Genomic DNA, 17790 nt, shown 5'->3' on the forward strand with positions numbered 1-17790 from the left:
GGGTGATAGTGTATGAAACTCACGTCGTTACTGTACGGTAAGTACCGGAACCTGCTACTGGCGACGGCGATGTTCAACCTCGGGTTCGTCATCTGGTTCTCCTTTGCCCCGTTCACGGGAGAGATTGCCCAGGAGTTCGATCTCTCAGTGGCGGATCTGGGCATCGTCGCGAGCGCTGCAATCGTCGCCGTCCCGCTTGGCCGGATCATCATCGGCCCGCTAACTGACAGGTTCGGCGCGGACGTGACCGCAAGCGTTACGCTCGTGACCGTGGGAACGTTCGCGATCATCAGCGCGTTCGCACAGAGCTACGAGGTGTTCACGGTCTCGCGGATCATCGCCTCGCTGGCCGGGATCACCTTCGTAATCGGTATCCAGCACGTCGCCGAGTGGTTCGAAGAGGAGAATCTCGGGACTGCAGAGGGGATTTTCGCCGGTGTCGGCAACGCCGGGGCTGGCCTGGGCGCGTACTTCACGCTCCCACGGATCTTCGGGGAGGGGTACACTGACCCGATCTTCGGCTCGGCGTTTCTCGCGACGTCCTCGAACTGGCGCGCCGCCTTCTTTTATACTGGCGTGCTCGCTATCGTGCTCGGAATCGTCTACTATGTGTTCGGGGACGCCGCAAAGTCAAAGGAAAAACGCGAGGCGACCAGAGCCGGAATCAGCTGGGACCAGTGGAAGTTCATTGCGACCCGCTACGGCGCGGTTGTACTCTCGGTCGCATACATCATGACCTTTGGTCTTGAACTGGCAATGAACGGCTGGCTCGGTACCTACTACCGCGAGGCGTTCGGCCAGGGAGACATCGTTATCGCGGCGACGTTCGCGGCGACGTTCTCGATCGCTGCCGGATTGCTCAGACCCATCGGCGGCTACGTCAGCGACCTCGTCGCACGCAAAGAGGTGGACATCCTCCCCTGGTTCGAGGGCGAGTACCGCAACCAGTGGACGTTGACGACGCTTGTCTTCGTCATGCTGACGATGTTTGGGATGACTCTCGCAGGGCTCACTGGAAACATCTACATCGCCGTCGTTGCGGGCTTTTTCGTCGGGATGGGATGTGCTTTCTCCGAGGGGGCGATCTTCGCACAGGTGCCCGCGATGTTCCCGAACAACTCGGGGTCCGTTGCGGGAATCGTCGGCGGCGTCGGTACTGTAGGCGGGGTCGTCTACCCACTTGCCTTCTCGGCAGCGTTCCTCCCGAACTACCACGTCGGCTACGCCATCGTCGGCGCGTCGATGATCCCGATCATCGGACTGACTGCGTGGGTGTTCCAGCCCAGGATCTCAGAAGTCGCCAACGAGGCTGGCTTCCTCGTCAGTACTGACCCGCGCTCTCCGAAGGAGATCCCTTCGGACGACTGATCAACGACGCGAATTCGTTTTATTTTTGTCCCGAAATCGGGTCATCGATACGGACTGTCGTCGCTTCGCCGGCGTCGTCTACTCGACACTCGATCCCGAACCGCTCTAGCAGTTCAACGCTCGATTTGACGTGATCGGTCGTCTGCGGAATCGTAATACTGCCGCCCGCGATGGCCATCGGGAGCAGTAACTGATCCGCGAGGTGTTCGCCAACAGCAGCGTCGCTTCGCTCGAACTCCCGAAGTGCAGCCACGGCGTCCGAGCCGACCTCCTCTGCGGGTTTTCCGCGCTCGCCGAACGCTGTGAACCCTGCGCATCCATTCTCGTACGCCGCAGCGATGACGGTTGCTGATCCCGGCGAATCCGCGGCCGCAACCGTCGAGACGCGCTCGGCAACCGACGCGTCCGCAGGAAGCGCCTCGCTCACTGTCTTTGCCTGTCGCGGTGCCACGTCGGCGTCGTCAAGGTGCTCGGAGGCGACCGAGTAGATCCGAATGTGACGGCGCTCACCCCGATTGGTCGCCCGGATCGGTGCAAGCGTTGACGGCGCAGTACGGAGCCGTGCTCTCCCGCCGCCTGCGGGATAGAATCCGCGCCGAGCCGGGTCGATAGCTGCCTGCAATCCATACCGACGGAGGAACGGAAGTTTCACCCGCCGGTAGTAATCGAGCGGCGGCGACCACTTCACGTCGGTTCCGCCGCCAACCGTGACCGAGAGCGGCTCGTCGATCACGGTAGCGAGCGGCAGTACCGTGTCGAACACGAGCGTGATGCTCCCGGCCGTCCCGATCATCGTCTCGTAGTCGCCACCCGAAACTCGTCCGGGATCGAACGCTATCCCTGTTGCGCCGAGCTCCACCCCCGTGACGTCGGCAGCAGCGATCTCCGCAGCGAGCTCGACCGCACTGCAATGCTGGTGTTTCAGACCGGGATTCGGACGATCCCCCCGGACATCTTCGATTCGGATCGGCGTGTCAGTAAGGATCGAGAGAGTGATCGACGAGCGAACGATCTGCCCTCCGCCACGGCTCCCGTCGATATCGATCATATCGGGCGTACGAGTGCCAACAAAATAAGGGAGGGGAAAATCAGGCGACAGAGAGGACGAATCCGAGGAGTACCAGAAACGTCAACAGTACCTGTGCGATCGACGACCCGAAGATCCCGATCGTCGTGTACGTCGCCGCCTTCACCCCCCGTGAGACGTCGTCGTGGCGACGTAGTTCGAGCAGGAAGACCAGCAGACTCACACCGACGATCATCAGCAACGGCCCAGTGACAAAAAGCAGTGCAACGCCTGCAACACCGGCGATTCCCGTAACCCGCCATGACGCGCCGCCTGCTCGGGCCGAAAGCGCACTCGCGACGAACTCGACAACAAAGGCCAGCAGCGCGACGACGATCAGCCCAACGAGGGCGAGCGTCGAGGGTTCAGCGTAGCCCGTCGACCACCAGTAGCCGACAACCCCCAGGATCGAGAGAAAGGGACCGGGGATCATCGGGACGACGCTGCCGATGATGCCCGCAATCAACAGGGTGACGGCGAGGGCGAAGGCGAGGTCAACCATACGATCCGTTAGCCGTGTCTACAAATGTCGGTTTCGACGTCAGTCCCTGTATCGCGCCCGCTCTTCGAGCGCCGTCTCGGTACCGTACCGGTCGACGAGGGGCTGGAACACCGCACCGACAGCGCGTTTGCACTCACCGGTCGAGTGATAGCCAAGTCGTTCCGTGACCGTCTCCCAGTCGGTGGCCTGCAGGACACGCAAGACCAGCAGGCGCTCTTGCCGGTCGGCCAGTCGTGCCGTTCCAGTCGGTGACTCTACGAAGTACGCGAGTGCGAGACGGCGGAACGGTCGCGGGGAGACGTCGTAGAGCCCCGGCCCGTATGCCGCACCGACGACGACGCGCCACTCCCAGTCAGTGAGGTCAGTCGAGACTGATCCCGGAATCGTGCGCAGGGTCGCCCGCACGATATCGGGATCGGCGTCGTCGAGCGCATCCGAGAGAACACTGGCGATGCGCCCGCGGAATCGCTCCGCCGTTCGATCACGAAGTGCGTGCCCTGCCTCCGAAAGCGGGTCGATCATGATCGCGGAGTGCTCGCCGCTGGTGTCGTTTCTCGTCGTCGAGAGATGAAGCGTCGAGAACCCGTTGGTCTCCCAGAAGTGGAGAAGTTCGGGTGTCGCACCGTAGGCGACACCGAGCCAGTCCAGCCCCTCGTCGATCGCGTGCTCCCGAACAGCATCGAGCAGCGCCGAGCCGAGGCCACGGGATCTGGCCGCGTGGTGTGTGGCGATCCGGAGGACTCGCCAGCCGGTCGGCACGGCAGCATGCTCGTCGCGCAACTGGGTCGTCACCAGGTCCGGTAACAGATTCCCCCGGACACGTTCGCCGTCGTACATTCGCGCTCGTTGCTCGGCCGACAGCCCGCCCTCCCGCGCCAGAAGGGCAACCGAGACGACGTGTCCGTCGAAGAGGAGGGCATGAGCGGTCAGGTTCGGCGCGTCAAGCAATCGCACGAGGTCGCTGGGCTCGGTCCGGTAGTGAGCCAGCACCAGCAATCCGAACGTCTCCCGGAACAGTATCTCGTCAGCCAGAAGCTCCGTGGCCGAGAGCGCCCGGTGTTCGACACGCTCGGGCGTGGCGTCCCCTGCAAGCGGATCGACCGCGGGGCGGGCGTCGAGCAACAGGGCGTCGAATGCCCACACTTCCACAGGATCGCCCGGCGCGTACCTGATCGGATCGGTCAAGGAGACGTCGGTGACCTCGTGGACGCTCTCGTCGAGCCGGTCCCGGAAGCGAACCGAAAAGCCCCGACCAGCACCTTCGTAGCCGTGCACCGTCGTCGCGAAGGCGACCCTGTCGGCCGCGAGGAACCGTTCGAGGAGTCCGACTGGGAAGGCGGCTGCTTCGTCGACGACGAGGACATCAGCCGTTTCCGCGCGCCCGGCGGCCGTGGTTGGGTCCGCGAACCGCAGTGATCCCCCCTCGTCGAGGTCGATCCGGCGCGGCACGTTGCTGTGGGTGGGCGCATCCCGCGGCTCCCTCTCCACCCCCAGCACGTCGAGTAACTCGCTCGCCCGCGCGAACAGCTCCTCCGCACTCCGGAACTCGGGAGCTGTAACGAGCACGTCATCACCCTGCGCTGCGAGACTCCCGGCTGCCAGTCCTGCAGCACTGGACTTCCCGCGACCGCGGTCCGCCTCGACGACGACTGCCTGTGACGCCTCAGCAAGGGATTCGAGGCTCCGGACGGCGGCAGCCTGATCGTCGGTCAAACAGGCATCGTAGGCACCGTCGGGGAAGACGTCTCCACGCGGAGTGGTTCGCTCCCGTGAGTCGACGAGCCGTGGAGCCGTGTCAGTCAACCCGTCGCACTCCACATGCCCAGTGTCGACGTCAAGGATGGCGATGCCGCGGTGAGAATGGGATCGCTCGACGAACCGCTGGCGGAAGTTCCCCGTGACGTCGTCGGCGCTAAAGGGCGGGACAGCAAGAGCCTCGTCGAACGGATCCGGTTGGGTCGGCCAGTCCTCGAGCGGCGGCGTACAGAGCACGAGAAGCCCGCCACCATCGACCGCGCCCACGATTCGGCCGAGCGCGTTCGGCGGCAGTCCGTCGTGGGCGTCGAAGACGATCGCCTCGCGGGTCCGGCCGAGCAGTTCGTCGGCGTTCCGGTGGGCAACGCGTTCACAGCCCAGCGCATCAGCGGAGCCGACGAGCGTCGTTTCGCTACGGTGTATCCCGGCTGCGTCAAGCGCACTCGCCGCGGCGTCGTGACAGGCGGACTGCTCCCCGGAGAGCACCAGCAGCCGGCGCTCGTTCGTCTCCGTCGCCTCGCGTCGCAATGCACTCGCGACCGCTCCCACGTCCATAGGATCCCTCACTTCGGGACGTACATAGGAGTTCGTTCCCAGTAGTTCGAGCGATCGGCCGCCCCATGGAATTGTGAGACCGTCGAAAAAGCGGGTCCTGATAAACAGAGTGTCTCCTTGCAGGCGACCGGATGTTACTATCCATCCGCATCTGAGGGCGCGGCTACGCGCTCACAATGTGTATCACGATACTTTCGACGAACCCCATCGGAGCGCGTCTACTACACGTCGCGATTCGTGTGGGAGTTCGAAGACACGATACAGACGATCCGGAACCGCGTCGAATCGGAACACTCCCTGTGAGGGCTCACCACACCCTCAGACGTTTGAAAGCGCTTTTATGGAGTGGTGTGCAACGGATGTGTACAGCCTGCGCGGGGTTGATGATGCTCCTAGCTATACAGGACTTTCGCCGGTCGCCGTCGGGTGATCGGACCGGGTGCCCAAACAGGGCGGCCCGGACAGCAGGGGAGCGCGAGCCCACGTGCGGGAGGTGACTAACAATGCCAGTATACGTAGATTTCGACGTACCAGCCGACCTCCAGGACGACGCCGTCGAGGCCCTGGAAGTCGCACGAGACACCGGAGCTGTAAAGAAAGGAACAAACGAAACCACCAAAGCGATCGAGCGTGGCAACGCCGATCTCGTCTTCGTCGCCGAGGACGTCCAGCCCGAAGAGATCGTGATGCATCTTCCCGAGCTCGCAGACGAGAAGGGCATCCCGGTCATCTTCATCGAGACGCAGGACGACGTCGGCCACGCGGCCGGTCTCGAAGTCGGGAGCGCCGCCGCGGCGATCGTCGACGCTGGCGAGGCGTCCGACGATGTCGACGAGATCGCAACCAAGGTCGAGGACCTTCAGTAGAGATCTCCCATGAGTACGAGAAGACATTCCGGCTCGCTTCGCATCGCGGGCTGTGACTTCCCTACTAATGCTCGCCACGCGGGGTGGCTCGCATGAGCGCAGAAGAGTCTGAAAGCGGATCCACGCCCGCAGAAGTCATCGAGATCGTGGGAAAGACCGGGATGCACGGCGAGGCCATGCAGGTCAAATGCCGCATCCGGGAGGGCGAAAACCAGGGCCGGATCATCACCCGGAACGTTCTCGGCCCCGTCCGAGAGGGCGACGTCCTTCAGCTCCGTGAAACTGCCCGCGAAGCCGATTCGATCGGAGGTCAGTAACAATGGTGCAGCACCGAACGTGTGATTACAGCGGTAAAGAGATCGAGCCCGGTACGGGTATCATGTACGTCCGTACCGACGGTACCGTGCTCCACTTCGCCGACTCGAAGTGCGAGAAAAACTACTTCCTCGGACGCGAACCGCGCGACCTCGAATGGACCAGAGAAGGCGGTAACTGGGCCGACAAGGAGGACGCCGAGGAAGATGTCGAGGCTGAGGAAGACGCCGAGGCTGACGAGGCCGAAGAAGTCGAGGAAGACGTTGAGTCCGACGAAGACGCCGAAGCTGAGGAAGATGTCGAGGCCGAGGAAGACGCCGAAGCTGACGAGGACGAACAATGAGCGAACAGCGCGAGCGAACGTTCGTAATGGTCAAACCTGACGCGTTCCAGCGGGGACTCGTCGGCGAAATTATCGGCCGGTTCGAGGATCGTGGCCTGAAGCTCGTGGGTGCGAAAGTCACTCGACTCTCCCAGAAGCAGGCCGAAGACCACTACGGCGAGCACGAGGACAAGCCCTTTTTCGACGACCTCGTCGAGTTCATCACGTCCGGTCCCGTCGTCCCGATGGTCTGGGAGGGCGAGGACGCGACGCGACAGGTCCGGCAGATGATCGGTGCGACTGATCCTGCCGAGGCCGCGCCCGGAACGATCCGCGGCGACTACGCCGTCGACCTCGGGCGCAACGTCGTCCACGCGGCCGACCACGAGGACGAGGGTGCCAACGAACGCGAGATCGCGCTGTTCTTCGACGACGACGAACTCGTCGAATACGACTTCCACGAGTCGACCTGGCTCTACGATTGACATCCTCCCCGCGCTGAAGCGCGAGGATTCCCACGGCTCCGCACCGCTGGGTTGGGATATTGTGGTTTACGACGTGACCTGTTCTTGAGGCGTGAATGCGCCAGTTTCCTTGTCAAATAGGAACGTCGATGGCTGTGCCAACCAGCCGTTACTCCTATTCACCGACAGATTCGGTGAACTCGGAGATACTTTCTGCCGAATGTTCTCGGCTCCGTTCACGTCTGCGTTCGCCGTCGTTCCGCACTCGTCACAGACGTACAGTCCCCGCTCGACACGATTTGCATCCCGCTTGCGACCGCAACACGAACACGACTTCGACGTGTCACGCTCAGACACCTGCTTAACCGTGATGCCTTCCATCTCGGCTTTGTAGGTGAGCAGCTCGGTGAAGCGGTCGAACGCCCACGAGTGGAGATCGAGGTTCCCGTGCTTACCCCAGTTCTTCGACTCCTCGGTTTCATCGTCCTCGCGGATGTCAGAGAGATCACCGATCACGATTGTCCCAACGCCTTCCTCAGCACACCGCGTTGTGATGTGCTTCGAGAGCGTGTGGAAGTAGTGTGTGCGACGCTCTGACTTCTTCTGGTTCAGCCGCGTAGCTTGCTCGGAGTTCGAATCGTCACACCGAGCGATCCGCTTGCTGAAGTAGTAGTCGTCCTGCTTCAGACAGTTCAACGGGTACAATTCGCTGTGACCGTCCTCGTAGGCGAGCGCGGCGAAGTTGTTGATCCCGAGATCAATACCGGCGGTCTTCTCGCCGGGCGACTCAGATACCACAACCTCAACCTTACAGACGAAGTGAAGTTCCCACTCGTCGCCTGTCCAAACCGCCTTCACTTGTTGGACGTTTTCCACGGCGGAGAGGTCAACATCAGGCCGTGTTTGGAATTTGCAGAGGATGAAGTCTGACCAGTAGTCCTTGAGGTTTGAGCCTTGGGAGAGTCGAACGCGGTTGTACTGGGCATCGAGTTTGAAGCCAGCGACTTTGAACGTCACCGTCGAACGTGGGTGTTCGTCGCCGTGTTTACGGTAGCCGGGCGGGTTCGCTCTCATGTCTCCGTTGCGTCGTTTACCGTACCAGCCGTTGAACGCCTCAGCGAGTTCTTGAAGGACTCGCTGGCTTGACTGAGAATGTAGGTCATCATAGCGTTTGTGCGACTTCAGGTACGCGGTGAGTTCGGCGTGATTTGGAACGTGACCGATTTCGTCCCAAATCCGGCTGCACGTCCACCGTCCGACGTTCCAGAGTTTCGAGGCTGCGAACCCGAGGGCGTCAAGATCGTCAGACACCCGCTGCTGATTCCGAATGGAAGCAGTGTAGGTGCGTGTGACGACCTGTTTCGCCATACATAACCTATGACAATACTCCTACTTAAACGCGGGTATGGCGTGGCGTGGAATATCCTGCCGTGCTATCAGGCGGTGGAATGTGGAGGAATTGTCGGATTCATCCCCGCGCTGAAGCGCGAGGCTTTCTCCTTGATTCTCCGTAAGTCGACTTTCGGTTTTCTGTCTCTCCCGCAGATGCTGGTAGGCGCACAACCGATTCACCAGCACGTGCTGTAGTTCTCGCGACGACCATGACCTGTTGATCCCCGGTCAAGAAGCAGTAATGACTGAAACCAAGAATTACGTGTAACCGTGATGACGTACAATCGGGGACAGATTCAATGAGCACACTCCCGCAACTGAACAGATACGGAATACTGTTTGCGCTGAGTCTACTCGCCGCCCTTGGACTTGCGATAATTGACGGATTCGGCACGTCGGCAACGGCGGCAGCCGTCTTCGCTGTGTTCGTCCTCTCCGTCGCGATGTATCGGAACGACAACGAGTCCGAACCAAACACCTCCGACCGGGACGACGGAACATCGGACCGTGACAAGGAAGCGATGGTCGGCCCCGCAGAGGGGGACCTCTAACACCTCAGATAGCCCGACGAGTACCGTCGGACGCGACGCGTCCTTTCAATTTGCCAGGGCAGCGCTAACACCGACGAGCCCAATCAACAGGCTGGCAACGATCCAGATGAAACTCTCGATACTCGTTCCAAAGACCATCAGCTGAATCGCGAACAACAGGACAACGAGACACTGGAGGTCGGTGTGGAGACGTGCAGGGTAGTTGTCAGTTCGGCCCATGATCGAAACTGCGTACGACCGGATTTCAATCTTTACAGGCAAGGGAGATAGAAAAAGGGATCCAGAGTCGTGTCTCCGAATTCTGGGGCTGTTCAGCCGGAGATTCGGGTCGCCCGCCAGCCGGGATCCTGACCCGTCCGATCGATCATCTCCGCCCGGCAGGCAGGGCAGTAATCCGGACTCTCCGTTTCGCCGTCGGGAACGTAGACCGCGCCGCCGCATTCGATGCACTCGTTGTCGACGACCGTTACACACTCCGCACAGAGGTTGAAGTCGTCGACTGTGAGTTCGCGCAGGGGTTCGAGTTGTTTGTCCAGTATGTACTCGTCAATGACCGCCTGACAGCTGTGGCACGGTTTCATAGCGATGCGGATGGTGGTATGTGATCACATCACAAGTATCTGTCCCCGATGGCAAACACCGCCAGTCGGGTGCGGGACGGCGTGTCGTGGCAACGTTGCTTCGCAAGTGTTATCAGGCATACGCTCCTCGGGTAGTATGTAATGGCAGAAGGTACGGTCGACTTCTTTAACGACACAGGCGGCTACGGTTTCATTTCGACAGACAGCGACGACGTCGACGACGACGAAGACGTCTTCTTCCACATGGAAGATGTCGGCGGTCCCGACCTCGAAGAGGGGCAGGACGTCGAGTTCGATATTGAATCATCCCCCAAGGGACCCCGCGCGACGAACCTCGTCCGACTGTAGACGAGCGTTACCGAGACGGGTTTGATTTTTTAGCGCACCAATCGTCAGAGAGCGCCAGCGCCGCGATACTCGCCGAACTCCTCTCGAAGGACGTCACAGATCTCGCCGACGGTTGCGTAGGCTTTGACCGCCTCGATAATCGCCGGGAGCAGGTTCTCCTCACTCTGTGCGGTCTCCCGGAGTGCATCGAGGGTCGCCTCGACGGTAGCCGCGTCGCGCTCCTCCCTGAGCGATGCTAGCCGTTCTTGCTGTCGGCGTTCGTCTTCCTCGGTGACTTCCTCCAGATCCATCTCCTGTCCCCCCTCGTCGATCTCGAACTCGTTGACGCCGACGACGATGCGATCGCCCGACTCAGTTTCCTGCTGACGATCGTAGGCCACGTCCTGAATCTGGCGCTGGACCCACTGGTCTTCGATGGCCCGGAGCATGCCACCCCGTTCGTCCACCGAGTCGAGGATCTCCAGCGCTTCCGCTTCGAGTTCGTCGGTCAGCGACTCGACGTAGTAACTCCCACCGAGCGGATCAACAGTATCCGCGGCTCCCGACTCGTGGGCGAGGATCTGCTGTGTTCGCAGGGCGGTCCGGACCGACTCTTCGGTGGGGAGTGCCAGTGCCTCGTCTTTGCCGTTCGTGTGCAGACTCTGGGTCCCACCCAGCACCGCAGCGAGTGCCTGGTAGGCTACCCGGACCACGTTGTTGTCGACCTGCTGGGCGGTCAGGGTCGAGCCGGCTGTCTGCGTGTGGAACTTCAACTGCTTCGAGGCCGCTTTCTCGGCCCCGAACCGTTCGTCCATGATCCGGGCCCACATTCGGCGGGCGGCGCGGAACTTCGCGACCTCTTCGAGGATGTTGTTGTGCGCGGCAAAAAAGAAGGACAGCTGTGGGGCAAAGTCGTCGACGTCGAGGCCGGTCTCGACGGCTGCCTCGACGTATTCGATCCCGTTCCCGAGGGTGAAGGCTAGCTCCTGGGCGGCGGTTGCCCCCGCCTCGCGAACGTGATAGCCGGAGATCGAAATCGTATTGAAATTCGGCACCTCCTCGGCACAGAACTCGAAAATATCCGTGATGAGCCGCATCGAAGGTTCGGGCGGGTAAATGTAGGTGTTCCGGGCGATGTATTCTTTGAGTACGTCGTTTTGAATCGTCCCGCGAAGCTCCTCGCGGGGGACCCCTTGCTGGTCGCCGAGCGCGATGTACATCGCGAGCAGCACCGACGCGGGGGCGTTGATCGTCATACTCGTCGAGACGTCATCGAGCGGGATGCCGTCGAAGACGGTCTCGAAATCCCGCAATGAGTCGATCGCGACGCCGGATTTGCCGACCTCCCCCTGTGCCATCGGGTTATCGGAGTCATATCCCATCTGGGTCGGCAGATCAAACGCCATCGAGAGCCCGGTCTGGCCCTCGTCGAGCAGGTAGTGAAATCGCTCGTTGGTCTCCTCGGCCGTTCCCATTCCCGCATACTGGCGCATCGTCCAGAGCCGCCCCCGGTACATCGTCGGGTAGACGCCCCGCGTGTACGGCTCCTCTGCGGGAAACCCGAGGTCCTCGGCGTAGTCGTGGTCGGGGATATCGGCGGGCGTGTAGAGCCGGTCGACCGACTGCCCCCCCGTATCCGTGGTAAACCCCTCTCGACGCTCTCCGAAGCGGTCGAGCGTCGGCCTGACCTGCTCGCGTTCCCACTCGTCCTTTCCTGAGCGGATCGCCTCCAGCTCCTCGGGGTCGAACATCGTTTCCCACGTTGGGGGCGTCGAGTATAAGAGTTGGCGACGACGTTCCGTAGACCGCGTCGTTTTTGATCGTGTGGCACGGATCCCGAACACGATGAGTGCGCCCATCCCCGAGACTGACGACGACTCGCCGGGAACGAGCCGGCTCAGGGCAGCCCTCTACATTCTTCCCTTCCTCTTGCTCGGGATCGGGAACATTATTCTGGTCCAGATCTGGGGTGCAGAACCGCTGTGGGTATTCGTCATGCTCCCGCCGATCATCTTCGTCACCGTGATCGGCTGGATCGCGTTCAAATACGGCGTCGGCGAGAGCCACGAGGCGTGATGTTCAGGGGGCGGTACACCTAGCTCGTGTCGTACTTGTAGGTCGCAGTATCGGGATCGATCCCGAAGTCCTCGGCTGGTTCGTCGGCATCGTCAGGCTCGTCAGCACCGTCTTCTCGCGCGGTCTTGAACCGCTCGCGCAGGTCCGCCGGCATCCCGAACTCGCCCACCTCGATCGCCAGCGGGACGGCGTCGGGAGCGATGTTGCCTCGTTTCGTTTCGAGTCGGTCCTGTAGCTTTGCCGGTAGTTCGTCGGTCGAGATTCCCCGGAAGCCAAACTGTGTGAGATAGCCCGGCTCGTCGGTGAGGCTGTAGACCCGCTCGAACCCCTCATCGCGAGCGTGTTCGATAAGTCGTTCGACGACGTGCGCACCGACGCCCTGTCCGCGCCAGCCATCGAGGACGCCGATGCTCGTTAGCTCGCAGAGTTCGCCGCCCTCGGTTCGGTGGATACGGATCCGACCGAAGCCCGCTTTCGTCCCGGATTGCTCGTCGAGTGCGATGACGTAATCCCGCGAGCGAAACGCCGTCTCGTCCAGTCCCATCGCCTCGATATGGTCCAGTAGCCAGACCTCCTCTCGGTTTTTCGCGTCCCGGACGTACATATCGGTTCCTAGCCGGTCGCCGGGTAAATGCGTTGTGTGCAGCCAGTCCGTATCGCAAGTTTGGTGCCGACCGGGGATCATCGATATGTATGACGTCGCAAAATCGGAGTACGCTGGCCCAGTCGGTGGCGTTGTTGGCCACCTTCTTTGCAATCGCGGTCGTCGGGATTTACGCGCTGGTGACGGGCGAAGAATGGGCGGTACGGACGGCTCGTGGACTGATATTCGTCGGTGCAGCGATTCTGGGTCTGATGGAAGTAACCCGCGGCGAGTCGAGCTACGAACTCGTCGGCGGCGGGATGTTATTCATCGGGAGCGGCTACGGCGTGGTGCTCGAACTGCTCGGCACGAGCGGCTTTAGCAACACCGCCGTGGCCGTGCTCGTGTTCTTCGGTATCGCACTCACGTGGCTGGCCCCAACCATGGAGGGATCCGACGACGATTCCGGGGGCGAGTAACGCTCTGCTCACGGCACCGGGGCTCGTCAGGGACGTGGTTTTTCTTCGGTCGACCCCTAGAAGCATTGATGACAGATATCGGTATTGTCGGCGCTGGCGCGGCGGCTGCGGCGGCGGCCCACGTGATCGACGGCGCGCGGCCCGATGCGGACGTAACGATTCTCGAAAAGTCCCGCGGCGTCTGCGGACGCGCGGCGACGCGTCGCCACGGATCAGTCACCTACGACTACGGCGCGAACTACGTCAAATCCGACGACGAACGGGTCGTCGAACTCCTGACCAATACCCTTGACGACGAGGGGCTGGTCGACATCGCGGAACCGATCTGGACGTTCACCGAGGACGGGGAGATCTCGGTGGGTCGAGACGCTGACGAGCACAAGTGGACATACCGAGCCGGACTGACACAGATAGCAAAGCGACTGCTCGATGGGACCGATGCGACGGTTCACAACGAAACGCGTGCCGAAACGCTCAGCCGGGACGAGGACGGCTGGCGAGTCATCGACACGGACGGCAAGTCCTGGGGGCCGTTCGACGCTCTCGTGCTGAACCCGCCAGCGCCACAGACCGCGGACCTGCTGGAAGATGCCGACTGGGACACTGATGTCCACGCCGACCTCCTCGATGCGGTCCGTGACGTCGACTACAGTTCCGTCTGGACCGCCGCCCTGCACTACCCCTTCGAGATCGACCGCCCCTACTACGCGCTGATCAACACCGACAAAGAACACGAGATCGGCTGGGTTGCTCGCGAGGAGTGCAAGCTGGGCCACGTCCCCGACGGCGAGTCACTGCTCATTGTTCAGGCCGGTCACGAGTGGTCGGCCGACAACTACGACGAACCGGCCGATCGGAACGTCGAAGAACTGACTGACCTGACCGCTGAGCTGTTCGAAGACGAACGACTCACGGAACCCGACTGGACTGACCACCAGGGCTGGCGGTACGCACTACCCGAACAGGGCGTTCTCGGCGGGCCGGTGCAGTCGGCCGAAGATCACGGGCTCTACTGCGTCGGTGACTGGGTCGCAGGCGAGGGACGAGTCCACGCCGCCCTGCGAAATGGGATGGATACCGGCGAGCGAATCGTTTACGGGATCTGACGCCGCGACGAACCGTCTTGATCGTCCCGCGGCGAACCTTCTTAATCGTTCGTGTAGAATCGCGGAGTATGCCGTCTCTCAGCGACGTCGACGAGATCGTTCACGAGCCCTCGCCGGAGTTCGTCGAGTCGACGAACGTTACCGCCTTTATGCACGAGTACGGGATCGACGACTACGAGGAGTTGATCGCCCGAACGACCAGGAAGATCGAAGGCGAGCCCAACTCGGGCGTCGACTGGTTCTGGGACGAGCTCGTCGAGTATCTCGACATCGACTTCTTCGAGCCCCACGACACGGTCCGGGACGACTCGGATGGCCCCCAGTTCACCGACTGGTATCCCGGCGGGCGCATCAACGCCGCGCACAACGTGGTGGACCGGCACGCGGCCGACGAGGCGTCCCGCGAGGACACCGCGATCATCTGGGAGAGCGAACCGGGCGAGGGTCGCGAGATCACCTTCGAAGAGCTTGCTGTGGAGACAGGGCGTGTCGCGAACGCTCTCGACGACCGGGGCGTCGACCCCGGTGACACCGTTGCGCTGTACATGCCCATGGTACCCGAGGTCGTTTCGATCCTCTATGGCTGTCTGGCAGCGGGTGCGATCGCCGTCCCGATCTTCTCCGGATTCGGCACGGACGCCGTCGCGACGCGGATCGAGGACGCTGACCCTGACGTACTGTTTACCGCCGACGGCTTCTACCGGCGCGGCGAGCCGGTGGCGCTCAAACCGACCGCGGACGATGCGCTTTCAGAGACTGACGGCGTCGAGACCGTGATCGTCCACGATCGGCTGGGCAGTCGGAACGACGACGGACTGGATCTGTCATGGACCGACGGGCGTGACGAATGGTGGGACGACGCCGTGATGTCAGCGGATGATGAGTACGAGACGAGATCGCCCCCCGCCGATCACCCCGCGATGCTGTTGTACTCCTCGGGGACCACCGGCAAGCCAAAAGGGATCGTCCAGACACATGCTGGCGCACTCGTGCAGTCGGCCAAGGAGATATACTTCGGCTTCGACCACCAGCCCGACGACCGGTTTTTCTGGCTCTCGGATATCGGCTGGATGATGGGGCCGTGGACCTTGCTCGGCAACCACACCTTTGGCGGGACGGTCGTGCTCTACGAGGGTGCGCCCGATCATCCGGAACCGGACCGCCTCTGGGAACTGATCGACCGCCACGACGTGACGACCTTCGGTATCTCGCCAACGGCGATCCGTGCACTCCGAAAGCACGGCGATGAGTGGCTCGACGACCACGACCTGTCGAGTCTACGGCTGCTCGGCTCGACCGGGGAGCCGTGGGATCCCGAGTCCTGGCGGTGGTTCTACGAACGCGTCGGCGGGGGGGAGTGCCCGATTATCAACATATCCGGCGGGACCGAAATCATGGGCTGCTTTCTCATGCCGATGCCGATCCAGCGGCTCAAACCCTGCACCCTCGGTGGTCCCGGGCTGGGGATGGACATCGACATCGTCGATAGCGCGGGCGACTCCATTGCCGACGAGCACGAACGCGGCTATCTGGTTGCCCGCGATTCCTGTCCCTCGATGACGAAATCCCTGTGGAGCGGCGACGAGCGGTACATTGAGGAGTACTGGTCGACGTGGGAGGGCCTCTGGGACCACGGCGACTGGGCGCAGATCGACGAGGACGGCTTCTGGTTTCTCCACGGGCGGGCCGACGACGCGCTCAACGTCGCCGGACGAAAGGTCGGTCCTGCCGAGGTCGAGGGGGCACTGATCGACCACAATGCCGTCAATCAGGCTGCTGCCGTCGGCGTCCCGGACGAGACGACGGGGCAAGCGGTGGTAGCGTACGCCGTACTCGACGCCGACGCGGAGCCCAGCGAGGAGCTACAGGCGGTGCTCCGCGAGCGCGTCGGCGCGGAGCTGGGGAAACCGTTCATGCCGCGAGAGATACTGTTCGTCGAGGAGTTTCCGAAAACACAGAGCGGCAAGATCGTCCGTCGGGCCATCGCAGCCGCCTACACCGGCGAGGATCTCGGCGACCTCGAAAGCGTGGAGAACCCCGAAGCTATCGACGCCATCGAAGCCCCACGATAGCGGCCCGTTCAGAGATCGATATCTGAGATATCGAGCCACCGGTCGGTGGCTGGCTCCTCGTCGGCCACGATTTCGGCGTCGGCGTCCGATCCATCGGCACCAAGCTGGACAGCTCCCCCGGCGAGCAACGGTGCGAGCACGCCCGCAGCGACGGTTCGGGGATCGGCGAGCGGTGCCCGAACCGCGACCATCTCGCCTGGAGCCAGCGAAAGCCGGTCGACCGTATCGAAGGCCGTGCGGAGCAGGCGTTCGTGGCTATAGGCAGCGTCGTCGGTCACGAGGACAGCCGCTCCGGGATCCCGATCCTCCGGCGGGACGGTCGGGTTCTCGCTCCAGACGTTCTCCTCGAAGTAGCGAACGGTCGGCTCGTTGGGGTTCGCCCCGTAGCCAACTCTCTGGCCGCCTGGCGGGAGTTCATACAGATCGATCCTGTCGGTCGGAGCGAGGACGACTCTGGCATCGATCGCTTCCGGCGGGTCCAGCCGCACCTGTGCGCCGAGCAGCGCCGCGCCGAACAGTCCGAGCAGGGGCTGGGGGCGCGGCTCCGCGACGATACCGACGGTAACACCCTCACGAACGCCCAGATGCCGAAAGAAGTTCCCCGTCTTCCACGCGGTCGTGAGAAAGCGCTGGTAGGTGTAGACGTGATCGGTGTCACCGTCGGCACGGACCGCGACCGCCCCCGACCGCCGCTCGCGGGGGAGCAGATCGCCGAGCGTCCGCACCGTGTCTTCGTCGAGCCGTTCCATGGACTGGGCTATGGACCCACCGTTCAAAAAGACGGAGTTTCGTGTGTGTCGTGTCGGTTTCGTGTATTCCGCGTGGAGTGGCCGACACGGCACCCATAGGCTACGGCGACAGTCCTCGGGCCGTTCGCCAGTCGTGGCTCGTCTCGAGCCGAACCGTCCGATCGACCAACTCCGTGAACATCTGTCGGACGGCCGGATCAGCCGCCTCGTCGAGGGTGCACACGAGCCGACCGCCCGTCGCAGTAACGCGGTGGCGGACCAACAACAGGAACCTGAACACCGGTAGCGGAACGCCAGACTGGCCCGAGCCAAGTCGCGTCAGGTCGAGCAGGACATCCGGCGCAGTGAGCTCATCCACCCGACGTGAGAGACCGATCCCCACCTCGGTAAGCGCTCTGGTGTCCCCCTCGATCGCTGGCACGACGCTCGACGCGTCGAGCGTGGTCGTTGAAATCCCCTCAGACGGGGCGATCACCGTCGGTCCAGGTCCGAGTAGCTCTCCGGCCCGGTCGTACCGGTCCGGTGCTGGTCCCGTCACGAGAATACTGTTACTCCCTACGAGGCTGTCGCAGTCGGCATCCATCGTCGTACGTGCACCCGATACGTTCCGAGCAGGTGGAGTACCTTGGTTACGATCCGTTTACTTGCTGGTAGGTACTGT

At 62.4% G+C, this 17790-nt stretch carries 21 protein-coding genes; 11 read left to right on the top strand and 10 right to left on the bottom strand.

Features of this window, described 5'->3' with window-relative positions; all coding sequences use genetic code 11:
* Positions 1-12: 12 nt before the first annotated feature.
* Complete coding sequence (locus AArcSt11_RS10560; RefSeq protein WP_250596928.1) at positions 13-1368, top strand: MFS transporter; 1356 nt, start codon at positions 13-15, stop codon at positions 1366-1368.
* A gap of 19 nt (positions 1369-1387) precedes the next feature.
* On the opposite strand, the gene rtcA is transcribed toward AArcSt11_RS10560, so the two are convergent.
* The 3 genes from rtcA to tmcA are packed head-to-tail and all read right to left on the bottom strand — an operon-like array spanning position 1388 to position 5246.
* Positions 1388-2416 (bottom strand): RNA 3'-terminal phosphate cyclase, encoded by a 1029-nt coding sequence (rtcA, locus tag AArcSt11_RS10565; protein WP_250596929.1) that lies wholly within the window; start codon positions 2414-2416, stop codon positions 1388-1390.
* A gap of 40 nt (positions 2417-2456) precedes the next feature.
* Positions 2457-2936, bottom strand: coding sequence for a DUF456 domain-containing protein (locus tag AArcSt11_RS10570; protein WP_250596930.1), 480 nt, complete (start codon positions 2934-2936; stop codon positions 2457-2459).
* A gap of 39 nt (positions 2937-2975) precedes the next feature.
* Positions 2976-5246, bottom strand: coding sequence for a tRNA(Met) cytidine acetyltransferase TmcA (gene tmcA / locus AArcSt11_RS10575; RefSeq protein WP_250596931.1), 2271 nt, complete (start codon positions 5244-5246; stop codon positions 2976-2978).
* 503 nt (positions 5247-5749) lie between these two features.
* Between tmcA and rpl7ae the strand changes: the two genes are divergently transcribed.
* From rpl7ae to ndk, 4 genes are all read left to right on the top strand, one after another.
* Positions 5750-6112, top strand: a complete 363-nt coding sequence (rpl7ae, locus tag AArcSt11_RS10580; RefSeq protein WP_238479440.1) for a 50S ribosomal protein L7Ae — start codon at positions 5750-5752, stop codon at positions 6110-6112.
* 92 nt (positions 6113-6204) lie between these two features.
* Entirely contained in the window at positions 6205-6429 is a 225-nt protein-coding gene (locus AArcSt11_RS10585; protein WP_097007461.1) for a 30S ribosomal protein S28e, read from the top strand.
* Positions 6430-6431: 2 nt separating this feature from the next.
* Positions 6432-6770, top strand: a complete 339-nt coding sequence (locus AArcSt11_RS10590) for a 50S ribosomal protein L24e (protein ID WP_250596933.1) — start codon at positions 6432-6434, stop codon at positions 6768-6770.
* A complete protein-coding gene (gene ndk / locus AArcSt11_RS10595) occupies positions 6767-7234 on the top strand; it encodes a nucleoside-diphosphate kinase (protein ID WP_250596935.1) in 468 nt (155 codons plus the stop codon). The genes AArcSt11_RS10590 and ndk overlap by 4 nt, the downstream gene beginning before the upstream one ends.
* A gap of 66 nt (positions 7235-7300) precedes the next feature.
* Here ndk and AArcSt11_RS10600 read toward each other — a convergent pair whose 3' ends face one another.
* Positions 7301-8581, bottom strand: coding sequence for an RNA-guided endonuclease InsQ/TnpB family protein (locus AArcSt11_RS10600; RefSeq protein WP_250596937.1), 1281 nt, complete (start codon positions 8579-8581; stop codon positions 7301-7303).
* Between the two features lie 323 nt (positions 8582-8904).
* Between AArcSt11_RS10600 and AArcSt11_RS10605 the strand changes: the two genes are divergently transcribed.
* Positions 8905-9156: a hypothetical protein gene (locus AArcSt11_RS10605; protein ID WP_250596939.1), complete on the top strand. Its 252-nt coding sequence runs from the start codon at positions 8905-8907 to the stop codon at positions 9154-9156.
* A gap of 45 nt (positions 9157-9201) precedes the next feature.
* On the opposite strand, the gene AArcSt11_RS10610 is transcribed toward AArcSt11_RS10605, so the two are convergent.
* Together AArcSt11_RS10610 and AArcSt11_RS10615 are read right to left on the bottom strand one after the other, a co-directional pair.
* A complete protein-coding gene (locus AArcSt11_RS10610; protein WP_250596941.1) occupies positions 9202-9375 on the bottom strand; it encodes a hypothetical protein in 174 nt (57 codons plus the stop codon).
* A gap of 92 nt (positions 9376-9467) precedes the next feature.
* Positions 9468-9737, bottom strand: coding sequence for a DUF7571 family protein (locus tag AArcSt11_RS10615; protein WP_238479437.1), 270 nt, complete (start codon positions 9735-9737; stop codon positions 9468-9470).
* A 141-nt stretch (positions 9738-9878) separates the two neighbouring features.
* Between AArcSt11_RS10615 and AArcSt11_RS10620 the strand changes: the two genes are divergently transcribed.
* Entirely contained in the window at positions 9879-10085 is a 207-nt protein-coding gene (locus AArcSt11_RS10620; RefSeq protein ID WP_238479436.1) for a cold-shock protein, read from the top strand.
* A gap of 44 nt (positions 10086-10129) precedes the next feature.
* Here the strand turns inward: AArcSt11_RS10620 and AArcSt11_RS10625 are convergent, their stop codons facing one another.
* Positions 10130-11815 carry an acyl-CoA mutase large subunit family protein gene (locus tag AArcSt11_RS10625; RefSeq protein WP_250596942.1) on the bottom strand — a complete coding sequence of 562 codons (1686 nt, stop codon included), beginning with the start codon at positions 11813-11815 and terminating at the stop codon, positions 10130-10132.
* 94 nt (positions 11816-11909) lie between these two features.
* Here AArcSt11_RS10625 and AArcSt11_RS10630 point away from each other — a divergent pair, with 94 nt between their 5' ends.
* The gene (locus AArcSt11_RS10630; protein WP_250596943.1) at positions 11910-12140 is read left to right on the top strand and encodes a DUF8142 family protein; all 231 of its coding nucleotides are present in this window, start codon (positions 11910-11912) and stop codon (positions 12138-12140) included.
* A 19-nt stretch (positions 12141-12159) separates the two neighbouring features.
* Here the strand turns inward: AArcSt11_RS10630 and AArcSt11_RS10635 are convergent, their stop codons facing one another.
* Positions 12160-12744: a GNAT family N-acetyltransferase gene (locus AArcSt11_RS10635; RefSeq protein WP_250596944.1), complete on the bottom strand. Its 585-nt coding sequence runs from the start codon at positions 12742-12744 to the stop codon at positions 12160-12162.
* An 89-nt stretch (positions 12745-12833) separates the two neighbouring features.
* Between AArcSt11_RS10635 and AArcSt11_RS10640 the strand changes: the two genes are divergently transcribed.
* The 3 genes from AArcSt11_RS10640 to AArcSt11_RS10650 all read left to right on the top strand — a co-directional run bounded on the left by AArcSt11_RS10640 (position 12834) and on the right by AArcSt11_RS10650 (position 16380).
* Positions 12834-13202: a hypothetical protein gene (locus AArcSt11_RS10640; protein WP_250596946.1), complete on the top strand. Its 369-nt coding sequence runs from the start codon at positions 12834-12836 to the stop codon at positions 13200-13202.
* Between the two features lie 68 nt (positions 13203-13270).
* Positions 13271-14308, top strand: coding sequence for an NAD(P)/FAD-dependent oxidoreductase (locus tag AArcSt11_RS10645; RefSeq protein WP_250596948.1), 1038 nt, complete (start codon positions 13271-13273; stop codon positions 14306-14308).
* A gap of 68 nt (positions 14309-14376) precedes the next feature.
* The gene (locus AArcSt11_RS10650) at positions 14377-16380 is read left to right on the top strand and encodes an AMP-binding protein (RefSeq protein WP_250596950.1); all 2004 of its coding nucleotides are present in this window, start codon (positions 14377-14379) and stop codon (positions 16378-16380) included.
* Between the two features lie 8 nt (positions 16381-16388).
* Here the strand turns inward: AArcSt11_RS10650 and AArcSt11_RS10655 are convergent, their stop codons facing one another.
* Positions 16389-17129 (bottom strand): long-chain fatty acid--CoA ligase, encoded by a 741-nt coding sequence (locus AArcSt11_RS10655; protein ID WP_250596952.1) that lies wholly within the window; start codon positions 17127-17129, stop codon positions 16389-16391.
* Between the two features lie 100 nt (positions 17130-17229).
* Positions 17230-17712 carry a DUF7504 family protein gene (locus tag AArcSt11_RS10660; protein ID WP_250596954.1) on the bottom strand — a complete coding sequence of 161 codons (483 nt, stop codon included), beginning with the start codon at positions 17710-17712 and terminating at the stop codon, positions 17230-17232.
* Positions 17713-17790: the final 78 nt, after the last annotated feature.

The organism is Natranaeroarchaeum aerophilus, assembly GCF_023638055.1.
Taxonomy (GTDB): domain Archaea; phylum Halobacteriota; class Halobacteria; order Halobacteriales; family Natronoarchaeaceae; genus Natranaeroarchaeum; species Natranaeroarchaeum aerophilum.